At 63.9% G+C, this 23,814-nt stretch carries 21 protein-coding genes and 1 pseudogene; 18 read left to right on the top strand and 4 right to left on the bottom strand.

The genetic code is table 11. The features are described from left to right. Nucleotides 1-27: 27 nt before the first annotated feature. Nucleotides 28-996, bottom strand: coding sequence for an FKBP-type peptidyl-prolyl cis-trans isomerase N-terminal domain-containing protein (locus tag ACW7G1_RS09720; RefSeq protein ID WP_456979529.1), 969 nt, complete (start codon nt 994-996; stop codon nt 28-30). A gap of 195 nt (nt 997-1,191) precedes the next feature. Between ACW7G1_RS09720 and ACW7G1_RS09725 the strand changes: the two genes are divergently transcribed. Genes ACW7G1_RS09725 through ACW7G1_RS09755 form a run of 7 tightly spaced genes read left to right on the top strand, consistent with a single transcriptional unit; the run spans nt 1,192 to nt 5,903 of the window. Continuing rightward, nucleotides 1,192-1,431 carry a hypothetical protein gene (locus ACW7G1_RS09725; protein ID WP_456979530.1) on the top strand — a complete coding sequence of 80 codons (240 nt, stop codon included), beginning with the start codon at nt 1,192-1,194 and terminating at the stop codon, nt 1,429-1,431. A 4-nt stretch (nt 1,432-1,435) separates the two neighbouring features. Then, complete coding sequence (locus ACW7G1_RS09730) at nt 1,436-1,810, top strand: GntR family transcriptional regulator (protein WP_456979531.1); 375 nt, start codon at nt 1,436-1,438, stop codon at nt 1,808-1,810. Next, nucleotides 1,807-2,718: an ABC transporter ATP-binding protein gene (locus ACW7G1_RS09735; protein WP_456979532.1), complete on the top strand. Its 912-nt coding sequence runs from the start codon at nt 1,807-1,809 to the stop codon at nt 2,716-2,718. The genes ACW7G1_RS09730 and ACW7G1_RS09735 overlap by 4 nt, the downstream gene beginning before the upstream one ends. Beyond that, nucleotides 2,715-3,776 (top strand): hypothetical protein, encoded by a 1,062-nt coding sequence (locus tag ACW7G1_RS09740; RefSeq protein ID WP_456979533.1) that lies wholly within the window; start codon nt 2,715-2,717, stop codon nt 3,774-3,776. Before ACW7G1_RS09735 ends, ACW7G1_RS09740 begins: the two co-directional genes overlap by 4 nt. Before the next feature lie 40 nt (nt 3,777-3,816). After that, the gene (locus tag ACW7G1_RS09745) at nt 3,817-4,443 is read left to right on the top strand and encodes a DUF2884 family protein (RefSeq protein ID WP_456979534.1); all 627 of its coding nucleotides are present in this window, start codon (nt 3,817-3,819) and stop codon (nt 4,441-4,443) included. A gap of 47 nt (nt 4,444-4,490) precedes the next feature. After that, entirely contained in the window at nt 4,491-5,270 is a 780-nt protein-coding gene (locus ACW7G1_RS09750; RefSeq protein WP_456979535.1) for a DUF4097 family beta strand repeat-containing protein, read from the top strand. 27 nt (nt 5,271-5,297) lie between these two features. Continuing rightward, nucleotides 5,298-5,903: a DUF2884 family protein gene (locus tag ACW7G1_RS09755; RefSeq protein WP_456979536.1), complete on the top strand. Its 606-nt coding sequence runs from the start codon at nt 5,298-5,300 to the stop codon at nt 5,901-5,903. Nucleotides 5,904-5,979: 76 nt separating this feature from the next. Here the strand turns inward: ACW7G1_RS09755 and ACW7G1_RS09760 are convergent, their stop codons facing one another. Continuing rightward, nucleotides 5,980-7,371, bottom strand: coding sequence for a class II fumarate hydratase (locus tag ACW7G1_RS09760; protein WP_456979537.1), 1,392 nt, complete (start codon nt 7,369-7,371; stop codon nt 5,980-5,982). A 90-nt stretch (nt 7,372-7,461) separates the two neighbouring features. Between ACW7G1_RS09760 and purB the strand changes: the two genes are divergently transcribed. From purB to ACW7G1_RS09810, 10 genes and pseudogenes are all read left to right on the top strand, one after another. Next, nucleotides 7,462-8,838 (top strand): adenylosuccinate lyase, encoded by a 1,377-nt coding sequence (purB, locus tag ACW7G1_RS09765; protein ID WP_456979538.1) that lies wholly within the window; start codon nt 7,462-7,464, stop codon nt 8,836-8,838. Between the two features lie 3 nt (nt 8,839-8,841). Continuing rightward, entirely contained in the window at nt 8,842-9,762 is a 921-nt protein-coding gene (gene bla, locus ACW7G1_RS09770) for a subclass B3 metallo-beta-lactamase (RefSeq protein ID WP_456979539.1), read from the top strand. Continuing rightward, nucleotides 9,759-10,952, top strand: a pseudogene (locus ACW7G1_RS09775) (JmjC domain-containing protein); the annotation flags it as partial. The gene bla and the pseudogene ACW7G1_RS09775, both read left to right, overlap by 4 nt. Beyond that, complete coding sequence (locus ACW7G1_RS09780; RefSeq protein ID WP_456979540.1) at nt 10,952-11,392, top strand: GNAT family N-acetyltransferase; 441 nt, start codon at nt 10,952-10,954, stop codon at nt 11,390-11,392. The pseudogene ACW7G1_RS09775 and the gene ACW7G1_RS09780, both read left to right, overlap by 1 nt. A 176-nt stretch (nt 11,393-11,568) precedes the next feature. Next, entirely contained in the window at nt 11,569-14,385 is a 2,817-nt protein-coding gene (locus tag ACW7G1_RS09785) for a 2-oxoglutarate dehydrogenase E1 component (RefSeq protein ID WP_456979541.1), read from the top strand. Between the two features lie 72 nt (nt 14,386-14,457). Then, entirely contained in the window at nt 14,458-15,690 is a 1,233-nt protein-coding gene (gene sucB / locus ACW7G1_RS09790; RefSeq protein ID WP_456979542.1) for a dihydrolipoyllysine-residue succinyltransferase, read from the top strand. A gap of 17 nt (nt 15,691-15,707) precedes the next feature. Continuing rightward, nucleotides 15,708-17,138, top strand: coding sequence for a dihydrolipoyl dehydrogenase (gene lpdA, locus ACW7G1_RS09795; RefSeq protein ID WP_456979543.1), 1,431 nt, complete (start codon nt 15,708-15,710; stop codon nt 17,136-17,138). 88 nt (nt 17,139-17,226) lie between these two features. Beyond that, nucleotides 17,227-17,820, top strand: coding sequence for an LOG family protein (locus ACW7G1_RS09800; protein WP_456979544.1), 594 nt, complete (start codon nt 17,227-17,229; stop codon nt 17,818-17,820). 71 nt (nt 17,821-17,891) lie between these two features. After that, a complete protein-coding gene (locus ACW7G1_RS09805) occupies nt 17,892-18,884 on the top strand; it encodes a YhdH/YhfP family quinone oxidoreductase (protein ID WP_456979545.1) in 993 nt (330 codons plus the stop codon). 58 nt (nt 18,885-18,942) lie between these two features. Beyond that, the gene (locus tag ACW7G1_RS09810; RefSeq protein ID WP_456979546.1) at nt 18,943-19,308 is read left to right on the top strand and encodes a response regulator; all 366 of its coding nucleotides are present in this window, start codon (nt 18,943-18,945) and stop codon (nt 19,306-19,308) included. Nucleotides 19,309-19,358: 50 nt separating this feature from the next. Here the strand turns inward: ACW7G1_RS09810 and ACW7G1_RS09815 are convergent, their stop codons facing one another. Next, complete coding sequence (locus tag ACW7G1_RS09815; protein ID WP_456979547.1) at nt 19,359-20,279, bottom strand: DnaJ C-terminal domain-containing protein; 921 nt, start codon at nt 20,277-20,279, stop codon at nt 19,359-19,361. A gap of 138 nt (nt 20,280-20,417) precedes the next feature. On the opposite strand from ACW7G1_RS09815, the gene ACW7G1_RS09820 reads away from it, so the two are divergent. After that, on the top strand, nt 20,418-20,897 hold the full coding sequence (locus ACW7G1_RS09820; RefSeq protein ID WP_456979548.1) for a redoxin family protein: 480 nt from the start codon (nt 20,418-20,420) through the stop codon (nt 20,895-20,897). 115 nt (nt 20,898-21,012) lie between these two features. Here ACW7G1_RS09820 and gyrA read toward each other — a convergent pair whose 3' ends face one another. Beyond that, on the bottom strand, nt 21,013-23,670 hold the full coding sequence (gene gyrA, locus ACW7G1_RS09825) for a DNA gyrase subunit A (RefSeq protein WP_456979549.1): 2,658 nt from the start codon (nt 23,668-23,670) through the stop codon (nt 21,013-21,015). Nucleotides 23,671-23,814: the final 144 nt, after the last annotated feature.

Consider the following 23,814-nt stretch of genomic DNA (forward strand, 5'->3'; position numbering starts at 1 on the left):
ACGACCGCGTTGTCATACCTGAGTTTACTAGTCGAGGATCGACTGCAACTCGACATCGAACACGAGGGTCGCATTCGGGCCGATCGGACCACCGGGCGTGCCCTTGCTGCCGTAAGCCAGGTTGCCGGGAATCCAGAAGCGGTACTTCGCACCTTCCGGCATCAGGCCCAATCCCTCGGTCCAACCCGGAATCACCTGGTTAAGGCCAAACTGGGTCGGCTCGCCGCGCTCGTAGGAGCTGTCGAATACCGTGCCGTCAAGCAGCTTGCCCTCGTAGTTGACCTGTACCCGGTCGGTCGGCTTCGGCCGCGGGCCCGCGCCCTGGCGCAGGACCATGTACTGCAAACCGGACGGGGTGCTGAAAACCCCCTTGACCTGCTTGTTCTGGGCCAGGAACTTCTCGCCTTCAGCCTGGTTGGCGCCTGCCTGTTGCTCCGTGCGTGCCGCCATCTCACCTTGCATCCGCTGCGCGAACGCGTCGCGCACGCCGGTGAGCTGGCCCTCGTCCAGCAACAACGTTTCACCGGAGAACGTGGCGCGCACGCCCTGCAGCAGCACCGGCAGGTCCAGCTCGTCCTTGATCGTCACCAGCGAGCGGCCGACATCGGCACCGACCAGGTACGCCACCTTCTGCTTGTCGACCTCGGGGATCGTCGCATCCGCCGGCGCCTTGCCTGCCCGCGAAGCGATACGCATCATCAGTGCGCGCCCGGTCTCCTGCGCCTCGCCCTGGTCGATCAGCGGCTCCTTGCCCTGGAAGGCATTGCCAATGGCGCGCTCGAATGCCGTCAGGTCGATGTCCGGTGCGGCCGGGGTAATGGAGCGGGCAATGTCATGGCCAACCATGTAACTGGCTTTTTCGCGATCGGTATTGAGCACGGCGTTATCCTGGGTTGAGACGCCCTGCGCATGGGCGGTGGTGGCGGAAACCATCGCAACACAGGACAGCGACGCTGTGGTCAAAAACACGGCAACGCCGCGTACGAAGGGTGTCATCCGGTGTGCTCCTGTCGAATCGCAAGAATGGTGGCGAAGGTGGCGACGCAAAGACGCCATTGTCGCGGCCGGAGACGATACCCGCAATCGTGAACGATAAACGGATCCACGCTCCCCTCCCGAAAAACATTGTTGACAAGGTGTGTTCTGGTGTTATAGTTGCATACAACACCGACTGACCAAAGGCAGTGTCCCATGAACCGTAAGCTTCACAACACGCTCCCCGCGCTGACGGCCAGTGCTGCGTTGCTGGTGTCGGGACTGATTGCCATGGCGCCGGTGATGCAGCCGGAGGCGTCGGAAAACGCGACGTCAACGCCCGATCCCGCCGTCACGGTACAGACGGACGGCGATGCGTCGCGTACCAGCACCACCGAATCCAATCACCTGCGGATGTTCGCAATGCCTTATTTCTCATTTATCCCGCGGGGTTGACCCAATGACCGCATTCCAATGGAGCGATGGCGCTCCGATCTATCGCCAGCTGAAAGAACGCGTCGTGGCAATGATGCTCGACGGCGTGCTCAAGCCCGGCGACGCCCTGCCCTCGGTAAGGCAGGTCGCCGCCGAGTACCAGCTCAATCCAATCACCGTCTCGCGCGCCTACCAGGAGTTGGTGGACGAGGCACTCGTCGAAAAACGCAGGGGTCTGGGCATGTACATGACCGAAGGTGCGGCAAAAAAACTGCTGGCAAGCGAGCGGGATCGCTTTCTTACCGAAGAATGGCCCCTGGTGCTGGAGCGCATCGCGCGCCTGGGACTGGGTGCGGAAGAGTTGCTGAGCGCAGGTCTGTCCAAGGAGAAAGCGCAATGAACCCCTCATCCCTTCACTCGACTGTGGCAACGACCGAGCCGACGCCGGCCGGCACCGTGGTCAGCGCACGCAATCTGCGCAAGGCCTACAAGAACAAGCTCGCCCTCGACGACACCACGTTCGAGATCCCGGCCGGACGCATCGTCGGCCTGATCGGCCCCAACGGCGCCGGCAAGACCACCGCACTCAAGGCGATGCTCGGCCTGATCCCGTTCGAGGGGCAGATGACCGTACTCGGCCGCGACCCCCGCACCTCGCGTGACGAGTTGATGCGCGATGTCTGCTTCATCGCCGACGTTGCCGTGTTGCCGCGCTGGATCCGGGTGCGCGAGGCGATCGAGTTTGTCGCTGGCGTGCATCCGCGCTTCGATCGCGCCCGCTGCCAGCGTTTCCTGAAAGGCACCCAACTCACGCCGAAGATGCGCGTGCGTGAAATGTCCAAGGGCATGATCGTGCAGCTGCACCTGGCGCTGGTGATGGCGATCGACGCCAAGCTGCTGGTATTGGATGAGCCAACCCTGGGCTTGGACATCCTCTACCGCAAGCAGTTCTACCAGCGTTTGCTGGAGGACTACTTCGACGAGGACAAGACCATCCTGATCACCACCCACCAGGTCGAGGAGGTCGAGCACATCCTGACCGACGTGATGTTCATCAGTGACGGCAAGATCGTGCTGAGCAGCGAAATGGACGCCGTCGGCGAGCGCTTCACCGAAGTGCTGGTCAACGCCGACCATGCCGATGCGGCCCGCGCGCTGACGCCGCTGGATGAACGCTCCCTGCCGTTTGGCAAGACCGTGATGCTGTTCGACGGCGTACCACGCGAGCAGTTGGCCGGCCTCGGCGAGACCCGCACTCCGGGCCTGGCCGACCTGTTTGTCGCCACCATGAAGGGGACCTACGAATGAACGCTGTCGTCCAAACCCAAGCAGCCCGGCCCAACCCGCCGGTAGCGGCGTCCCACACCACCCATAAATTCAAGCTGTTGTTGCGGCGCGAGTTCTGGGAACACAAGGGCGGATTCCTTTGGGCTCCGCTGATCGCCGGTGGCATCTCGTTGTTGTTGACGTTGATGGCGGTCATCGTCGCCGAGGTCGCCGCTCGACGTGCCCTGGGCCGGGGCGACCTGACGATTGACGGCGGTATCGTCGTCAACGGGCTGGACATTGGCGCGCTGACCGGCAAGCTCGACGCCGGGCACATGCAACAACTGGCCGAAGGACTGGACCTGTCATTGCTGCTGTCGTCGTTCTGGCCGTTCCTCGTGTTGGCGTTCGTGGTGTTCTTCTACTGCCTGGGCGCGCTTTATGACGACCGCAAGGATCGCAGCGTCCTGTTCTGGAAGTCGCTGCCGCTGTCCGACACCCAGACAGTGTTGTCCAAAGTCGTCAGCGCCACGGTCGTCGCCCCGCTGCTGGCCATCGTGATGGCGTTTGCCACGATGGTCGGGTTCATGGTGCTGGTGAGCGCGCTGGTGCTGCTGCACGGCGGAAACCCGATCACCCTGTTGTGGGGACCGGCCAACCCGTTGTCGGTCAGCGCAAGCCTGTTCGCCGCCCTGCCCGTCTACGCCTTGTGGGCGATGCCGACCGTCGGCTGGCTGTTGCTGTGCTCGGCATGGGCCCGCACCAAGCCGTTCCTGTGGGCCATCATGATTCCGCTGTTCGCGGGCATCTTCGTCAGCTGGTTCGACCTGATGGAACTGTTCGACCTGGACAGCTCGTGGTTCTGGTCCAGCATCGTGAGCCGCATGTTGCTGGGCACGATCCCCGGTATTGACCTGGCTTATCGCAACAATGTGCTCGATGTTTCCGGGCCGGACGGCGCCCAGGCGTTGTTGCATGCCTTCTCCGCGCAGAGCGTCCTGTCCAGCCTGTCCATGCCCGGGTTGTGGATCGGCGTGATCGCCGGCGCGGTCATGATCTTCGCCGCGATCCGCCTGCGCCGCTGGCGCGATGAAGGCTGACCATGAACACGTCGCAATCCATCACCTGCCGAGACCTGACATGAACAGAAAACTTCTTCCAACCCTGGTTCTGCTCGCGTGCACGCCCTGGTTGAGCGCGTGCGGCAAGGACGAGCCGGCGCAAGAGCCGACGCAATCCACGACCGGCGTATTCGCCGAAGTCAGCTCGGAGATCCAAAAGGAGATGCAGGGCGTCTCCCGGGAAGTACGCGAGGCGATGGCCACCGAGAACATCGACATCGCCGACAACGGCGAAACGCCCGCCGAGATCACGCCCCAGGGCGACCTGCTGATCGACGGCCGTCCGGTCGACATCACCGCCGAGCAGCGCGCATTGCTGCTGGAATACCGGGGCCAGATTGCCTACATGGCCGAGACCGGTGCTGCCATCGGCATGCAAGGCGCTAGCCTGGCCACCGATGCGATCGGCCAGGTCTTTGCCAGCGTGTTGTCCGGCAACACCGACAAGGTGTCGGCCAAAATCGAGGCCAAGGCGGAAAAGATCGCGCAGCAGGCAGTGACCGAGCTGTGCGGACGGATGCCCGCCTTGATGCAGACCGAGCAGCAACTGGCCGCGTCGCTGCCGGAGTTCGCTCCGTACGCCGACATCACCCAGGCCGACATTGACGACTGCCGCGACGGCGACGGCCACTTCAGCACCCAATGAAGCCCGCCCTGTCTTCCATCCCCACTTTGACTCCAAAGGATAAAATCATGCGCAAGATCCTGCTTGGCTGTGTGCTGATGCTGCCCCTGGTGGCGTTCGCCCAACAGAAGTGCGAACACACACGGGCGTTCGAACTGAGCCCCGACCTCGCTGGCATCGAGACGGTCGTGTTCGAGGTCGGTGCCTTCGACCTCGACGTCAAGGCCGCGACCGGCGCGTCGGCGCAACTGCAGGGCAAGGCCTGCGCATCCAGCGCGAAGAAACTGGAGCAGTTGCAGTTCCGGCACCAGCGCCACGGCGACCGGCTGGTGGTGTCGATGGACAGTGACGGTAGCGGTGACAGCGACGGTTGGCAGCTCAGCCTGTTCGGCAACAACTACGCCTACATGCAGCTGACGGCCACCCTGCCCGACGATGTGGCTGTCCAGGTCGACACCGGTTCCGGCGATGCCGAGATCGACGGCGTGGCCAGCCTCGACCTGGTGGTCGGTTCCGGCGACGCCGAGGTGCGCCGCGTTCCCGGGCCGGTGAGCGTGGTGGTCGGCTCCGGCGATGCCGAGTTGGCCGACATCGGGCCGCTGGAAGTCGGATCGGTGGGATCGGGCGACCTGGAGGCCCGCGACGTGGCCGGCGACGTCAGGATCGGCAGCATCGGTTCCGGCGACATCGGCCTGGCCCGGGTGAAAGGAAGCGTCCAGGTCGGCACGATCGGCTCGGGCAGCCTGGACGTCGATACCGTCAGCGGCGACCTGCGCGTACGCAGCATCGGCAGCGGCGACGTCGATCACCGGGGCGTCAAAGGCACGGTCGACCTCCCACGTCGCTGATACCCCTCCCACCTCCAGGAGACATCGATGAAACCCCTTCATGCAATCGCTTGCGGACTGGTCCTTGCCGCCACCCTGGTTGGCTGCCAGCAATCGACCGACCGTGTCCACAATCATTCGGTGATGCAGCACGTTCGCGTGGACGGCGATCGCGTGGGTGCCAATAGTCCCGACGGCACTACCGCGTGGATCGATGCCTCCGGATCGCTCCAGATCGACGGCAAGAACGTAGCGCTGACTGCTGAGCAACGTGCCCTGACCTTGCAGTACCGCGCCGAGGCCATGGGCCTGAAAGCCGATGGCGTCGCCGTCGCCAAATCCAGCGCCAAACTGGCCGGCAAGGCGATCGGCGCAGTGGCATCCGGACTCGCGAGTGGAGATCCGGACAGCATCGGCACGAAGATCGAAGCCGACGCCAAGCAAATCGAGACCGGTGCGATGGCGCTGTGCCAACGCCTCAACGTCTTGCAGGAGAGCCAGGATGCCCTGGCCCAATCGCTCCCTGCATTCGCGCCTTACGCCACCATCACCGATGCGGTTGCGGCCGACTGCAGATCCAAAAGCACTCCGGACGATCTCGATCTACAGGGCGCGGATCTGGCCATGAAGTCCATGGGCGAAGCGAAACGGTAAAAAGCGTTTTCAACGGCGCGACCGAGCAGGCCATCAAGCGCGTCGTCGAAACTCAGGCCATTAGCCGCGGGCCCATTCACTCTGCAATGCCACCACGGGTCAGCGCAACCGGATCCAGCAGCCGGCGCAATGCCTGCTCGGTCATGCCGGTGACTTCCATCGCCACCTCCAGCACCGGACGCTGTTGCTTGTAAGCCTGCTTGGCAATGGCCGCCGCTTTCTCGTAACCGATCACCGGGTTGAGCGCGGTGACCAGGATCGGATTGCGTTGCAGCGCGTCGGCGACGACGTCGCGACGCACCTGCAGGCCGGCGATCACGTTGTCGGCCAGCAACCGCATCGTGTTGCCCAGCAGCCCGATGGAGTCCAGCAAGTCCAGTGCGATCAGCGGCAGCATCACGTTGAGCTGGAAGTTACCGCTCTGCCCGGCCACGGTGATGGCGGTGTGGTGGCCCATCACCTGCGCGCAGACCATGCAGGCCGCTTCCGGGATCACCGGATTGACCTTGCCCGGCATGATCGAACTGCCCGGCTGCAAAGCTGGCAATTCGACTTCGCCCAGGCCCGCCAGCGGGCCGGAATTCATCCAGCGCAGGTCATTGGCGATCTTCATCACCGCCACCGCCAGCACACTGAGCTGCCCGGACAATTCCACTGCATCGTCCTGCGATGCCAACCCTTCGAACTTGTTCTCGGCCGACTCGAACCGGGTTTTTGTCAGCGATGACAATGCCTTCGCCATCGCCTTGCCGAAACGCGGGTCGGCATTGATGCCGGTGCCGATGGCCGTGCCACCGATGGGCAGCCGTCGCAGACGCTTGAGCGCGTCCTCGATCCGCGCCTGCGCCGAGGCCAGCTGCGCCGACCACGCGCCGAATTCCTGGCTGAAGGTCAATGGCATCGCGTCCATCAAATGCGTGCGGCCGGTCTTGGTGACCTTGCCCAACGCCTTGCCGCGGCGGTCGATGGTCCGTCGCAGGTGCTTGAGCGCCGGCAGCAACGACTCGACCGCCGCCAGCTGCGCCGACACCCGCAGCGCGGTCGGAATCACGTCGTTCGAACTCTGGCCCAGGTTGACGTCATCATTGGGATGCACCGCCTTGCCACGCACCGAACGCGAGGCGAGCGTTGCGATCACCTCGTTGGCATTCATGTTGCTGGAAGTGCCGGAGCCGGTCTGGAACACGTCGATCGGAAACTGGGCATCGAACTCGCCACCGGCCACCGACAGGGCCGCCTTGCGGATCGCCGCGGAACGCCCCTTCGGCAACAGGCCCAGATCACCGTTGACCTGCGCCGCCGCCGCCTTGACCAGCCCCAGTGCGCGTATGAATCCACGCGGCATCGGCCGGCCGGAGATCGGAAAGTTCTCCACCGCGCGCTGGGTCTGCGCGCCCCACAAGGCATCGGCGGGCACCTGGAGCTCACCCATGCTGTCGTGTTCGATGCGGTAATCCTGCTTGGCCATGACGTCCTCCGTATGAGAAGCCGAGGATACGCCGCCGCGACTCCCGCCTCGCGCTAGAATGCGTGACTGCCTCCCACACGCCCCAAAGCCATGCCCGCCAACGTTGAATCCCAGCTGCTCGCCCTGTCCCCGCTCGATGGCCGTTACGCCGGCAAGGTCGATGCGCTGCGGCCGATATTCTCCGAGTTCGGCCTGATCAAGGCACGGGTCAAGGTCGAGGTGGAATGGCTGCTGGCACTGGCCGATGAACCCGGCATCGAGGAACTCGCGCCGTTCTCGGCCGAAGCCACCGCACGGCTGCGCGAGCTCGCCGACGGGCTTTCGGTGGAGGACGCGGCGCGGGTCAAGGAGATCGAACGCACCACCAATCACGACGTCAAGGCGGTCGAGTACCTGATCAAGGAGCGACTGAAGAACGACGTCGAACTGGGCCCGGCGCTGGAGTTCGTGCACTTCGCCTGCACCTCCGAGGACATCAACAACCTCAGCTACGCGCTGATGCTGAACGAGGCGCGGCAGACGGTGCTGCTACCCAGGCTTGACCAGTTGATCGAGAAGCTGCGCGCGATGGCGCACGAACACGCGGCGCTGCCGATGCTCTCGCGCACCCACGGCCAGACGGCGTCGCCGACCACCGTTGGCAAGGAGTTGGCCAACGTCGTCGCCCGCCTGCGACGCCAGGGCGAAACTCTCGCTGCCGCGCCGATGCCGGGCAAGATCAACGGCGCGGTCGGCAACTACAACGCCCACGTCGCCGCGTACCCGGACGTCGACTGGCCCGCGTTCTCGCAACACTTCGTGCACTCGCTGGGCCTCAATTGGCAGCCTTACACGACCCAGATCGAGCCGCACGACGGCATCGCCGAAATCTGCGATGCCCAGCGTCGCATCGACACCATCGCCATCGACCTGTGCCGCGACATCTGGGGCTATATCTCGCTGGGCTATTTCAAGCAATCGGTGAAGGCCGGCGAAGTTGGCAGCTCGACCATGCCGCACAAGGTCAACCCGATCGATTTCGAGAACGCCGAGGGCAATTTCGGCATCGCCAATGCCCTGTTCGGGCATTTCGCGGTCAAGCTGCCGATCAGCCGCTTCCAGCGCGACTTGACCGACTCGACCGTATTGCGCGCGCTGGGCACCGCGTTCGGCCATGCCCTGATTGGCTACGACGCATTGCTGCGCGGCCTCGACAAGCTGACCACCAATCCGGAGCGTCTCGCCGCCGACCTCGATGCGAGCTGGGAAGTGCTGGCCGAGGCCGTACAGACGGTGATGCGCCGTCACGGCCTGCCCAATCCCTACGAACAGCTGAAGGCGCTCACCCGCGGCCACGGCATCAACGAGGCCTCGATGCGCGAATTCATCGACGGTCTCGAACTGCCGGCCGATGCCAGGCAACGCCTGCTGGACATGACGCCGGGCAGCTACATCGGCCACGCCGAGAAGCTCGCAAGGGAAATCTGACCCATGCGCATTGCATTCGCCCTTGCTGCGCTGCTCGCTTTGACCGCCTGCGCAGATTCCTCACCGCGCCCTGCAGCCGAACCTGCGCTGCCGGCTGTTGCACCAGTCGATGTTCCGGAATGCCCCGCCGATGCCGGCGTGATGGACGGTTGGAACGACCGTGCGCCACCACGCAAGATTTTCGGAAACGCGTATTACGTCGGAACCTGCGGCATCACTGCATTACTGGTGACTTCGTCGCAAGGCCACATACTGCTCGACGGCGCCACCGAGCCAGGCGGCCCGGCGATTGCCGCGAACATCGAAGCGCTGGGCTTCAAGCTCGCGGACATAGAATTCATCATCAACTCGCACGAGCATTCCGACCACGCTGGCGGCCTCGCCTATCTGCAACGCGTCACCGATGCGTCGGTTCTGGCGCGCGAGCCGTCCGCTGCGACGCTGGGACGCGGAGCGAGCGATCGCGGCGATCCTCAGTTCGGTGTGCTGGACAAATTCCCGCCGGTGGCGAACGTGCAAGTGCTGCCCGACGACCAGACCGTCCGCATCGGCGATCTTGCGCTGACCGCACACGCCACCCCTGGCCACGCACCGGGCAGCACCAGTTGGACGTGGGTTTCCTGCGAGAGCTCGCATTGCCTGCGGATGGTTTATGCGGACAGCTTGAGCGCGGCTTCGGATAAGACCTACCGTTTTTCCGATCACAAGGATTACCTCGCCGCGTTCCACCGCAGCATCGACACGGTTGCGTCACTGCCCTGCGACATCCTGATTTCCCCGCACCCACTGGTCTCCGACCTGTTCGCACGCTTCGACGGCAAGGCGCCGTTGATGGATGCCGACGCATGCAAGCGCTACGCCGGCGACGCGCGCACCAACCTCGAACAACGCCTGCAAGACGAAAGAAAACACAGCGTCCCATGATCGAAGTCCACGCCACCGCAAAGCATTTCCTCGGTATGCCGCCAGCGAAGTTCCTGCGTGAGTACTGGCAGAAGAAGCCGCTGCTGATCCGCAACGCATTTCCGGATTTCGACTCGCCGATGCAGCCCGATGACCTCGCTGGCCTGGCGTGCGAGGACGGTGCCTTGTCGCGGCTCATCTCCCACGACAAGCCCAATGACCGGTGGACGGTCAGCCACGGGCCATTTCCGGAGGAGATGTTCCCGGGCCTGCCGCACCAGGACTGGACCTTGCTGGTACAGGACGTGGACAAGTGGGATGCGGACGTCGCCGAACTGATCGGCCACTTCAATTTCCTGCCGCGCTGGCGGATCGACGACGTGATGGTGTCGTTTGCCGCGCCGGGCGGTTCGGTGGGCGCGCATGTCGATCAGTACGACGTGTTCCTGCTGCAGGCAGTTGGCCACCGCCGCTGGCAGATCGATGCGAGCGAGCGCCCGCCGATGGACTTTCGCGACGACGTCGAGCTGCGGTTGTTGCAGCAGTTCACGCCCAACCACGACTGGGTACTTGGCCCCGGCGACATGCTCTACCTGCCACCGGGAGTGCCCCATCACGGCGTCGCCGAGGATGCCTGCCTGACGTTTTCGTTTGGCATGCGCGCCCCGTCGGCCTCGGAGCTGCTGGGCGACCTGGCCGACACGTTGACGGTGGATGCGGACGAGTCTCTGCGCTACCGCGACCCCGACCTTGCACCCGCCGATGACCCCGGCGAGATCGATGCGACCGCGATGGCGCGGGTACTGGCGGCGCTTGACCAACTGCGCACCAACGATCCCGAGCGGCTGGGCGACTGGTTCGGAAACTTCATCACCGTGTACCGCAACGCTGTCGACGTGGTCCCGGCGCAACTGCCGCCGGGCGAGCTCCCCCGCTCGCGCATCGAGATCGAATGGGACCTTCAGCACGGCGCCACCCTGCATCGGCACCCCTACTCGCGCATGGCCTGGCGCAAGGCGACCGGCGGCGCACGACTGCATGCCAACGGCGAAGGCCACTCGCTGCCGGCGGCCGATGCAAGCCGGATTGCCAACACCACCGCCCTGGATGGCGCGACGTATGCCGCACTGTCGGAGGACGGTCGCAACTGCGTCCTCGGCCTGATGGAAGCCGGCCACTACCACCTCGCGCTCGACGAGGATGAAAGCGAGTGAGCCCGACACCCGCTTTCCACGTCGAGGCGATCGATTACGCCAGCGGCCTGCCCGACCTGCGCACCGTCCGGGAAACCGTGTTCGTGCACGAACAGGGCGTTCCGCTGTCGCTGGAATGGGACGAGCTGGACGCGCGCTGCCACCATGTCATCGCCCGTGACCTGGAAGGCAGGCCGATCGGCACCGGCCGGCTCACCCCGGATCATTGCATCGGCCGGATGGCGGTGTTGAAACACTGGCGCGGATGCGGCGTTGGTGACGCACTGTTATCCGCCCTGATCGAGCAAGGCCGGCGCCTGGGCTGGCGCGAACTGTCATTGCATGCCCAGGTACAGGTGATCGATTTCTATGCGCGCCACGGTTTCCTGCCGCATGGCGAGCGATTCCAGGAGGCCGGCATCGAGCATCAGGCGATGCGCGTCACTCTCGCTAACTGAACAGGGGCGAACCCAGAGCCTGCGTTATCGGCAACACCGCGTCTTTTTCGCGCGTGTCAAGCGCCTCCCCGCGGGTTCGAACGGCTATAATTCGAAGCCTTGGGTGTCTGAACAGCCGCAATCAGGCCAATCCGGCGCTCTAAACTTCCCTCCCTGACGAGTTTCGCGACGCCATCGTGGCCAATCTCCTGAAGCAGTTCTCGCAGTCATCACAACTGGGCGCCAGCGGCGCTTACATCGAAGACCTCTACGAGCAGTACCTGGTCTCACCCGACAGCATCGAGCCTGGCTGGAAAGCCTATTTCGACGGCTTTGAGGGTCGCCAGGCGGGCGACGTTCCACATTCGGCCGTCATCGCCAGCATCACCGAGGCCGCCCGACACGCCGGCAAGTCCAGCGCCACCGGCACTGCGGACGAGCGCGAACGCTTCGTAGGCAAGTTGATCACGGCGTATCGCTCGCGCGGCCATCTGGGTGCGAACCTGGATCCGCTCGGCTTATTGCAAAAGCCCGACGCGCCCGATCTGAACCTCGGCTTCCATGGCCTGTCCGGCAGCGATCTGGCCGATGAGTTCAGCACCGGCGGCGTGGCGGGTCAGGACCGGATGAAGCTGGGTGACCTGCTCAGCCTGTTGCAGGCGACCTACACCGGCTCGATCGGCAGCGAGTTCATGCATATCGCCGATGCCGAGCAACGGCGCTGGCTGTACAGCCGCCTGGAAAAAGCCGCCGGCAAGTACCACCGCAGTACCGAAGACAAGAAGCGCATCCTGGAGCGGTTGACCGCCGCCGACGGGCTGGAGCGTTACCTGCATACCAAGTACGTCGGCCAGAAGCGGTTCTCGCTGGAAGGTGGCGACGCGCTGATTCCGCTGATGGACACCGTCATCCGTCGTGCCGGCGAGCAAGGCACCCAGGACGTCGTGATCGGCATGGCCCATCGCGGCCGGCTGAACGTGCTGATCAATACGCTGGGCAAATCCCCGCGCAAGCTGTTCGACGAGTTTGAAGGCAAGTTCGACCATGTCGAGCTCGCCCACACCGGCGACGTGAAGTACCACCTCGGCTTCAGTGCCGACGTCGCGACTCCCGGCGGTCCGGTGCACCTGGCGCTGGCGTTCAACCCGTCGCACCTGGAAATCGTTGACCCGGTGGTCGTCGGTTCGGTCCGCTCGCGCCAGACCCGCCGCAGCGACACCGGCCGCACCCAGGTGTTGCCGATCCTGATCCACGGCGACGCCGCGTTTGCGGGACAGGGCGTGGTGATGGAGCTGTTCCAGATGTCGCAGGCCCGTGGTTTCCGAGTCGGCGGCACCGTCCACATCGTGATCAACAACCAGATCGGCTTCACTACCAGTGACCACGAAGACGCGCGTTCCACGTTGTACTGCACCGACGTGGCGAAGATGGTCGGCGCGCCGGTCCTGCACGTGAACGGTGATGATCCCGAGGCGGTGGCATTTTGCGCCGAGCTCGCGCTCGACTTCCGCAACACCTTCGCCAAGGACGTGGTCATTGACCTGGTCTGCTACCGCCGCCACGGTCACAACGAGGCCGACGAACCAGCCGCCACGCAGCCGGTGATGTATCAGGCGATCCGCCAGCACAAGACACCGCGTGAGCTGTACGCCGACCAGCTGATTGCCGAAGGTCTGTTGAGCGCCGACGATGCCAAAGCCGTGGTCGACCAGTACCGCGACAAGCTCGATGCCGGCGAGGTCACCACCGACCTGGTCACCGTCAAGCCCGATGAGTTCACCGTCGACTGGACCAAGTTCCTCAAGGGCACTCTGGCCGACATCGTCGACACCACGTTCGACCGCGACAACCTCAACCAGCTGGCCAAGCGGATCAACACCATCCCCGCCGACGTCAAGCTGCACGCGCGCGTGGCCAAGATCTACGAAGACCGTCGCAAGATGTCGGCCGGCGAGCAAGCCGGTGACTGGGGCTTTGCCGAAAACCTGGCCTACGCGTCACTGCTCAGCGAGGGTTACAAGCTGCGCCTGGTTGGCCAGGATTGCGGGCGCGGCACATTCTTCCATCGGCACGCCATCCTGCACGAGCAGACCAGCGACGAGTCCTACCTGCCGCTGCGCGAGCTGGTGCAGAACCCGCTGGACGTGGAAATCATCGACTCGCTGCTCAGCGAGGAGGCGGTGATGGCGTTCGAGTACGGCCATGCCACGGCCGACCCGGACACCCTGGCCATCTGGGAAGCGCAGTTCGGCGACTTCGCCAACGGCGCCCAGGTGGTGATCGACCAGTTCCTGTCCTCGGGCGAAGCCAAGTGGGGCCGGCTGTGCGGCCTGGCGCTGTTCCTGCCACATGGCTACGAGGGCCAAGGCCCGGAGCACAGCTCGGCACGGCTTGAACGCTTCCTGCAACTGTGCGCCCTGGACAACATGATGGTGTGCACGCCGACTACGCCGGCGCAGGCGTACCACATGATCCGTCGCCAGATGCGCATGCAGACCCGCAAGCCGTTGGTGGTGATGACGCCCAAGTCGCTGTTGCGCCACAAGCTGGCGGTATCGTCGCTGGACGAGCTGGCCACCGGTGGCTTCCAGACCCTGATCCCGGATGCCAAGGCCGACCCGAAGAAGGTCAAGCGGGTCGTGGTGTGCGGCGGCAAGGTCTATTACGACCTGCTGGAAGATGCGACCAAGCGCGGCGCCGATGACGTGGCCATTATCCGCGTGGAGCAGCTGTACCCGTTCCCGCGCGAGGCACTGGCCGCCGAACTGAAGCGCTTCCCATCGGCCCGGGAAGTGATCTGGTGCCAGGAGGAACCGCAGAACCAGGGCGCGTGGTATCAGATCGGCCATCACCTGACCTTCTGCCTGGCACCGAAACAGACCTTGCACTATGCCGGTCGCCTGCGCTCGCCCTCACCGGCGGTCGGCCACATGAGCGATCATCTCGCGGAACAGGCCCAGCTGGTCGCCGACGCGTTGGTGAACCCCGCCCAGGGCAACCCGGCTCCCGAATAACCGCATGCTTGTTCCGCTACTCTCAACCCTTCGCCATTCGTCCCACTTTCAAGTTACCCAGGATGTCTTTCCATGAGCACCGAGATCAAAGTTCCGGTCCTGCCCGAGTCCGTCTCCGACGCCACTATCGCTACCTGGCACAAGAAACCAGGCGATGCGGTCAAGCGTGATGAGAACCTGGTCGACCTCGAAACCGACAAGGTTGTATTGGAGGTCCCCTCCCCGATTGACGGCGTGCTCAAGGAAATCAAGTTCGACACGGGCGCGACGGTGACCAGCGAGCAGGTACTGGCAATCATCGACGACGCCGCGGCGCCGGCAGCCGACGTCGGCGACAAGAAAGCCGCGAAAGTCGACAGCAAGAATGATGCCGCTGCGACCGACGTGGCCCAACCGGTACAACCCAGGGACGAGGCACCCAAGGCGGCCAAGGCTCCTGCGGCGGCCGGCAAGTCCGCGGACCTGCCTCCCGGTGCGCGCTTCACCTCGAACAAGGAAGGCATCGATCCGGCCAATGTCGATGGCACCGGCCGCCGTGGTGCCGTGACCAAGGAAGACCTGCTCAACTACGCCAAAAATGCCGGCGTCGGCAAGGCCGGTGGTGCGCGTCCGGAAGAGCGCGTGCCCATGACCCGGATGCGCGCACGCATCGCCGAGCGCCTGATGGAATCAAAGAATTCCACCGCGATGCTGACCTCCTCCAACGAGGTCAACATGAAGGCGGTCATGGACATGCGCAAATCCCAGGGCGAAGCGTTCAAGAGCGCCTACGGGATCAAGCTGGGCTTCATGAGCTTCTTCGTCAAGGCAGCCGCCAACGCGTTGCAGCGCTATCCGCTGGTCAACGCATCGGTGGATGACAAGGACATCATCTATCACGGTTACGCGGATATCTCGATCGCAGTGTCGACCGACCGGGGCCTGGTCACGCCGGTGCTTCGCAATGCCGAGTCGATGAGCTTCGCCGAAGTCGAGCAGGCCATCGACGGTTACGCCAAGGCCGCCCGCGAAGGTGGCCTGAAGCTGGAGGACCTCCAGGGCGGCACCTTCACCATCACCAATGGCGGCACGTTCGGCTCGTTGTTCTCGACCCCGATCATCAACCCGCCACAAAGCGCCATCCTGGGCATGCATGCCATCAAGGAGCGCGCAATCGTGGAGAACGGCCAGGTGATCGCCGCGCCGATGATGTACATCGCCTTGAGCTACGACCACCGCATTGTCGATGGCAAGGATGCGGTGCTGTTCCTGGTCGACATCAAGAACCAGCTCGAGAACCCGCACCGCATGCTGCTGGGCATGTAACAAAAGGATCATTTGAGATGAGCGAACAACAGAATTTCGACGTCGTGGTGATTGGCGCCGGTCCCGGCGGCTATGTGGCCGCGATCCGCGCCGCGCAGCTCGGCCTGAAGACCGCGTGCATCGACGCCGGAGTGGGCAAGGACGGCAAGCCCGCGCTGGGTGGCACCTGCCTGAGGGTGGGTTGCATCCCGTCCAAGGCATTGCTGGACAGCTCGCGCCAGTTCCACAATCTGACCCACATGTTTTCCGACCACGGTATCTCGGCCGACAAGCCGAAGATCGATGTCGGCGTCATGGTGGGTCGCAAGGACAAGATCGTGAGCCAGTTCACCGGCGGCATCACGATGCTGTTCAAGGCCAACAAGGTCACCCCGTTCTACGGTTTCGGCACCCTGCACAAGGGCAACGTGGTCAAGGTGAAGCAGCACGACGGGTCGGAGGTCGAGCTCAAGGCCGCCAACGTCATCATCGCCGCCGGTTCGGACTCCATCGAGCTGCCGTTCGCGAAGTTCGACGGCGACAAGATCGTCGACAACGTCGGAGCCCTGGATTTCGACAAGGTACCCAAGCGCCTGGGCGTGATCGGTGCCGGTGTGATCGGTCTGGAGCTGGGCAGCGTCTGGAAGCGGTTGGGCTCGGAAGTCACCATCCTGGAAGCCCTGCCCGGCTTCCTGGCGGCCGCCGACGCCGACATCAGCAAGGTCGCTGCGCGTGAATTCAAGAAGCAGGGCCTGGATATCAAGCTCGGTGCGAAGGTCAGCAAGGCGGAGATCAAGAAGGACGGTGTCCACCTGTCCTACAACGACGGCAAGGCTGACCAGCAACTGGTGGTCGACAAGCTGCTGGTGGCCGTTGGCCGCCGCGCCGCGACCAAGGGCCTGCTGGCCGACGGCACCGGGGTCAAGGTCAACGAGCGCGGCCAGATCGAGGTCGACGAGCATTGCCACACCGGCGTCGATGGCGTCTGGGCGATAGGCGACTGCATCCGCGGCCCGATGCTGGCGCACAAGGCGTCCGAGGAAGGCATCGCGGTCGCCGAGCTGATCGCCGGCCTGCCCGGCCACGTCAACCTGGATACCGTACCGTGGGTCATCTACACCGAGCCGGAAATCGCCTGGGTCGGAAAGACCGAGGCCCAGTGCAAGGACGAGGGTATTCCCTACAAGACCGGCAGCTTCCCGTTTGCCGCCAACGGCCGTGCCGTGGCGATGAATGAACCCGCCGGCCTGGTCAAGGTGATCGCCCATGCGGAAACCGACCGCATCCTGGGCATGCACCTGTGCGGCCCGAGTGTGTCCGAGCTGGTCCACAGCGGCGTGATCGCGATGGAGTTCAATGGCGCGGCCGATGATCTGGCACGGATCTGCTTCGCGCATCCGGCGCTGAGTGAAGTCGTGCATGAGGCTGCCATGGCGGTCGAAAAGCGCGCCATCCACAAGGCAAACTGATCGCGTCATCATTGATCTGCGAACCAGAACGGCGCACCCAGGTGCGCCGTTCTGGTTTGGAAGCCCCCACTTCGGAGCAACTACCACCATGCAGTCCATCTGCGTCTATTGCGGGTCCAATCCCGGCGCTCGCCCCATCTATGCCGAGCGCGCCGCACTGCTGGGCACCCAACTGGGTAACCAGGGCCTGACGGTCGTATACGGTGGTGGCGATGTCGGCTTGATGGGTATCGTCGCCGATGCCGCGCTGGCGGCTGGCGGCGAGGTGATCGGGGTGATCCCCGAGCAACTGGTCAACCTGGAGGTCGCCCATCGCGGCCTGACCCGGCTCGACGTCGTGGCCAACATGCACGAACGCAAGAAGCGCATGTTCGACCTGTCCGATGCTTTCGTCGCCCTTCCCGGCGGCTTCGGGACCATGGACGAGATGTTCGAGATGCTGACCTGGCGACAGCTCGGCATTGGCGACAAGCCATGCGCCTTCCTGGACGTGGATGGGTTCTTCGCTCCGTTGATCGCCATGATGGATCGCATGGTCGCCGAAGGCTTCGTCCACCCCGGGCAGCGACAGGACCTGTGGCATGGCGAGGACATCGACATGATGTTGGACTGGATGCGCGCCTATACGCCCGCCCATGCAGAGAAGTGGCTGGAAGCGAAACGCCGCAGCGCCTTGCGCTAGCCCCATCGGGATATGATCCGGGAGATCTGTCCCACGCAGTAGCCGGCGGTTGCCGGAAGGAAAAGAACCACATGACGATCCCGGCCACCTTCAACGCCTTTCGCATCCATGAGGACGAGGCCGGCTATCGCAGCGGCATCGAGTCGATCTCGCTGGATGACCTCGCCCCCGGCGAAGTCGTGGTCAAGGCCGTGCATTCCTCGGTCAACTTCAAGGACGCGTTGGCGGGCACTGGCAAGGGCAAGATCCTGCGGCGATTTCCGCTGGTCGGCGGGATCGATGTTGCCGGCCATGTGGTGGCCTCCACCGATCCGTCGTTCAAGGAAGGCGACGCCGTGCTGGCGACCGGCAGCGGCTTGAGCGAAACCCGCGACGGTGGCTACGGACAGTACGTCCGGTTGGAGGCGAAGTGGACCATCGCATTGCCCGATGGCCTCGACCTGCGCGAGAGCATGATCCTGGGTACCGCCGGTTTTACCGCGGCACTGGCGCTGTTCCGCATGACCGAGAACCGGCAGCGGCCCGATATGGGACCGCTGGCGGTAACCGGCGCGTCCGGCGGCGTGGGCTCGCTGGCGGTCGATATTTTCAGCCGCGCCGGCTTCGAGGTACATGCCATCAGCGGCAAGGCCGACCAACATGCCTACCTGAGGGAGATTGGTGCCAGCCAGGTCCTGGGGCGTGACGCGTTGGCCACTACCCGGCCGATGGAGTCGGCGCGGTTCGGCGGTGGCCTGGACAACGTCGGCGGTCCGATGCTGACCAGCCTGCTTGCTCAGTGCGCGCCGTACGGCAATATCGCCAGCGCCGGGCTGGCCGCGTCTGCCGGACTCGATGCCACGGTGATGCCGTTCATCATTCGCGGCGTGTCACTGCTTGGTGTTGCCTCCGCCGGCACCGCACGTGCTATCCGTGAGGCGGTCTGGCAACATCTGGCCAGCGACTGGAAGCCGAGGCACCTTGATCGCATCTGCACCCGCGAAGTGTCTTTGGCCGAGTTGCCGCAGGTATTTTCGAACATGCTCGGCGGCGGTTCGCTGGGGCGCACGCTGGTGACTATATAAGCCATTTGCGGCGACGTCATACGAAGCTACAATCAAACCGATCTCCTGGGGGAAATACATGGCGCGCATCCTGATCGTCGACGACTCACCGTCACAACTGATGGGCATCCGCCGCATCGTCGAGAAACTGGGCCACGAAGCCCTGACTGCCGAAGACGGCGCCGCCGGGGTCGCCGCGGCCAAGCAGGAACTGCCCGACCTGGTGCTGATGGATGTGGTGATGCCCAACCTCAATGGTTTCCAGGCAACCCGGGCGATTTGCAGGGACGCCGACACCAAACATATCCCGGTCATCCTGGTTACCACCAAGGATCAGCAAACCGACCGCGTCTGGGGCATGCGCCAGGGAGCGAAGGCCTACATCACCAAGCCGTTCAGCGAGGCCGACCTGGCCGAAGTGCTCGGCCAGCTATTGCCGGGTTGAAGCAAGCCGGGTTGAACCAAGCCCGGTTGCAGCAAGCCCCGCGCCGAGCGCTACTCCCGGCGCCAATCCTCGCCGAACGCGTCGCGCATGGTCTGATAAGCGTCGGTCTGTGCATCGGTATGTGGTCGCGGCGCCAGCACTTCCAGCTCCACGATCTGGTCTCCGGCATCCGGCTTGGCCGGCAGGCCGCGGCCGCGCAGCCGAAGCTTGCTGCCGGCTTCGGAGTTGGCCGGGATCTTCAATTCCACTGACCCACCCAGGGTCGGCACGCTGATCGTCGCGCCCAACGCCGCCTCCCACGGCGCGATCGGCAGGACATGAATCACATTGCGGCCGTCGACCTCGAACTGTGGATGGGCCGCGTAATCGATTTCCAGCAGCAGCGCACCACCGTTGCTGCCCTGGCCACCCAACCGGATCGATTGCCCTTCGCGGATGCCCTTGGGCACGCGCACATCCAGGGTCTTGCCGTTGATACCGACCCTGACGCTTGCACCGGAGTACACCGTCTCCAGTGGAACCGAGAGCTTGGCACGGGTATCGGCGTGTGAATTTGCACCAGGGTGCGGGGCGAATCCGCCATTGCCGCCCGCCGGGCCTCCCGGTCCACGACCGCGTCCGAACAGTGTCTCGAAGAAGTCGCTGAAACCACCGCCCGCGCCGCCGCCGGCAAATATCTCCTCGAAATCGACCCCCGAGCCGCCCTGCCCGCCAAAGCCGCCGGCTGGCTGATGCACCTCATCGCCCGGACGATACCCCCGCGTGCGCAACTGGTCGTAAGCCGCCCGCTTCTGCGGATCACGCAAGGCCTCGTAAGCTTCGTTGACGGCTTTGAACGTATCCTCCGCACCCGCCTCCTTGCTGACGTCCGGATGGTATTTTCGCGCCATCCTGCGGTAGGCGGTCTTGATCTCGGCATCGCCCGCGCTGGGTTCCACGCCGAGGGTTTGGTAATAGTCCTTGAAATGCATGAATACTCCGGAAATGCCCTTGATCGCAGCGTTGCGGGGCGTATGAATTTCAATGAGCGTTGACGTGCATTCTAGAAGCGTAGCCCTACACTGTCACTGCGTACATGCGCCAATCCGCGCGCCAGACAAGGAAACAAGATGACCATCCAGGTGGGAGAACACCTCCCGGAAGCTCCGCTGCAACGTATTGCCGATGGCGTTGAAACCGTTGATGCCTCGGTACTGTTCAACCAGAAAAAGGTGGTGATATTCGCCGTCCCCGGCGCTTTCACCCCGACTTGCTCGGAGAAGCACCTCCCGGGATTTGTCGCGCATTACCAGCAGTTCCGCGACAAGGGGATCGATGTGGCCTGTGTGTCGGTCAACGACCCGTTCGTGATGCAAGCCTGGGGAAAAAGCCAGGACGTGCCAGAAGGACTGATGATGCTGGCCGATGGCAACGCCGAGTTCACTCGCGCCCTGGGTCTGGAACTCGATGCCAGCTCCTACGGCATGGGCGTGCGTTCCAAGCGCTTCGCGCTATATGCCGAAGACGGCGTGGTGAAGCAGCTGTATGTGGAGGCACCGGGTGAGTACCGGGTATCCACCGCCGAGCACATGCTTTCCCAACTGGCCTGAAACGCACGAAGTCGTGAGCGCCGGTAGGTAGACCCACAAAATAACGCCGCCCTCAAGGGGCGGCGTTACTTTTTGTCACGCTCGCGCAGCGAATGTACCCGTGCGGCGTGGCCGGTCAGTCAGCCGACGATCCGTCCGGCGACTCCGGGGTAGGCGCATCGTCTACACGCGCGCCAGCCGCCAACGATGGGTCGACCGCCGCCGCAATCCCCTCGTCGTCGACCGTCCCGTCACCGAGTTCGTCGTCCAGTGATGCATCCAGACGTTCAACGGCCTGCAAGGTCTCGTTGGCCGCCAGCTTCATCAAAGTCACCCCTTGGGTGTTCCGGCTGACCTGGGATATCTCCGATGCGTGGGTACGCACCAGGGTGCCGCCGTCGGATATCAGCAATACCTCGTGGTCTTCGCTGAGCTGGATCGCACCGACCAGTTTGCCGTTGCGCTCACTGGTCTTGAGTGCAATCACGCCCTGGGTGCCGCGCCCCTTGCAAGGGTACTGTTCCAGCTCGGTGCGCTTGCCGTAGCCACGCTCACTGGCGGTCAGGATATCGCCATCGCCGTCGACCACGATCAGACTGACCACCTTGGCATCCTCACCCAGGCGCATGCCGCGAACGCCCCGGGCGGTACGCCCCATGGAGCGCACGTTGCTGCCAGCGAAACGAACCGCCTTGCCCGCACTGGAGAACAGCATGATGTCGCAGCTGCCATCGGAAAGGCCGACACCGATCAACGCATCGCCCTCGTCAAGGTTGATCGCGATCTTGCCGCGTTGCAGGCGATAGGCATATTCCGTCAGCGGCGTCTTCTTGACGACGCCATTGCGGGTCGCAAAGAAAACATACCGGCCACCATCGTAATCACGCACCGGAACTACCGCCTGGACCTGCTCGTCAGGTTCCAGCGGGATCCAGTTGATGATCGGCCGCCCGCGGGCGTTGGGGCCCGCGTCCGGCAGTTGGTACACCGGCAGCCAGAACACCCGGCCGGCACTGGTGAACGTCAGCAAGGTGTCGTGGGTGTTCACCAGCCACAGGCTGTCGATGAAGTCCTCATCCTTGGTCGCCGCCGCGTTGCGCCCCCGGCCACCGCGCTTCTGCGCGCGGTAACTGCTGACCGGCTGGCGCTTGGCATAGCCCGAATGGGACAGCGTCACTACCACGTCCTCCGGTGCGATCAGGTCGAGGATATCGAGGTCTTCCTCACTCTCGCGGATCTCGGTGCGGCGCTCATCGCCGAACTCGACCTTGACGTTGTCCAGCTCGGTGCGGATCACCGCCAGCAGCACGTTGGGGTCTACCAGGATCTCGATCAGGCCACGGATGGCCTCCAGCAGCAGCTTGTACTCGTCGGTCAGCTTCTCCTGCTCCAGCCCGGTCAGGCGGTGCAGGCGCATCTCCAGGATCTGCTGGGCCTGGATTTCAGTCAGCTGGTATCGGCCGTCAACCAGGCCGACGCCCTTGGGCAAGTCGTCCGGACGCGAGTCTTCCGCCCCGACCGCGCCCAGCAGCGCACCGACCAGCCCCGGCTCCCACGTCTTGGCCAGCATGCGCTCGCGGGCTTCGTTGGGATTGGCCGAGGTCTTGATCAGCTCGATCATCTCGTCGATGTTGGCCAGCGCGACAGTCAGGCCTTCCAATATATGTGCACGTGCGCGAGCCTTGCGCAGCTCGAAGATGGTGCGACGGGTCACCACTTCGCGGCGATGGCGAACGAACGACTGCAGGATCTGCTTGAGGTTCAGCAGCTGCGGCCGGCCATCGACCAGCGCCACCATGTTGATGCTGAACGACGACTCCAGCTGGGTCTGCTGGTAGAGGTTGTTGAGCACCACATCGGCCGAGTCGCCACGCTTGATCTCGATGTAGATGCGCATGCCGTCCTTGTCGGACTCGTCTCGCAACTCGCTGATGCCCTCGAGCTTCTTTTCCTTGACCAGCTCGGCGATCTTCTCGATCAGCCGCGCCTTGTTGACCTGGTACGGAATTTCGGTGACAGCGATCGCTTCGCGACCGTTGTCGGCCACCTCGATATCCGCCTTCGCGCGCATGCGCACGCGACCGCGACCGGTGTGGTACGCGTTGATGATGCCGGAGGTGCCATTGATGATACCGGCAGTCGGGAAGTCCGGACCGGGCACGTGCACCATCAGCCCATCGATGTCGATCTCGGGGTTCTCGATCAACGCGATCGTCGCGTCGATGATTTCCGACAGGTTGTGCGGCGGGATGTTGGTCGCCATGCCAACCGCGATACCGGCCGAACCATTGATGAGCAGGTTCGGGACCCGGGTCGGCATGACCGTCGGCTCGAATTCCTTCTCGTCATAGTTCGGCTGGAAGTCGACGGTGTCTTTCTCGATGTCCGCCATCAACTCATGGGTGAGTTTGGACATGCGCGCTTCGGTGTAGCGCATCGCCGCGGCGGAGTCGCCATCCACCGAACCGAAGTTGCCCTGGCCATCGACCAGCATGTAGCGCAGCGAGAACGGCTGCGCCATGCGCACCAGCGTGTCGTAGACCGACTGGTCGCCATGCGGATGGTACTTACCGATCACGTCACCAACGATTCGCGCCGACTTGAAATACGGCTTGTTGGCGTGGGCGCCGAGAACGCTCATTGCGTACAGGACGCGCCGGTGCACTGGCTTGAGCCCGTCCCGAACGTCCGGAAGCGCGCGTCCGACGATCACGCTCATGGCGTAATCGAGGTAGCTGCGACGCATCTCGTCTTCGAGGTTTACCGGGATGATTTCCTTGGCAAATTCGGCCATCGGGTTTCCGTGTTTTGACAGGGGTTAGAGCGATATCGATCGCTGCCCGCGCCTATCGGAAACCACCCAGGCAATTCTTCCTGCGCGGCGATTTCTCGATCCGCGACAAGCAGATGAAAAAGACACTGAATCATAGCACGAAAC

Source organism: Lysobacter sp. A378 (assembly GCF_054052125.1).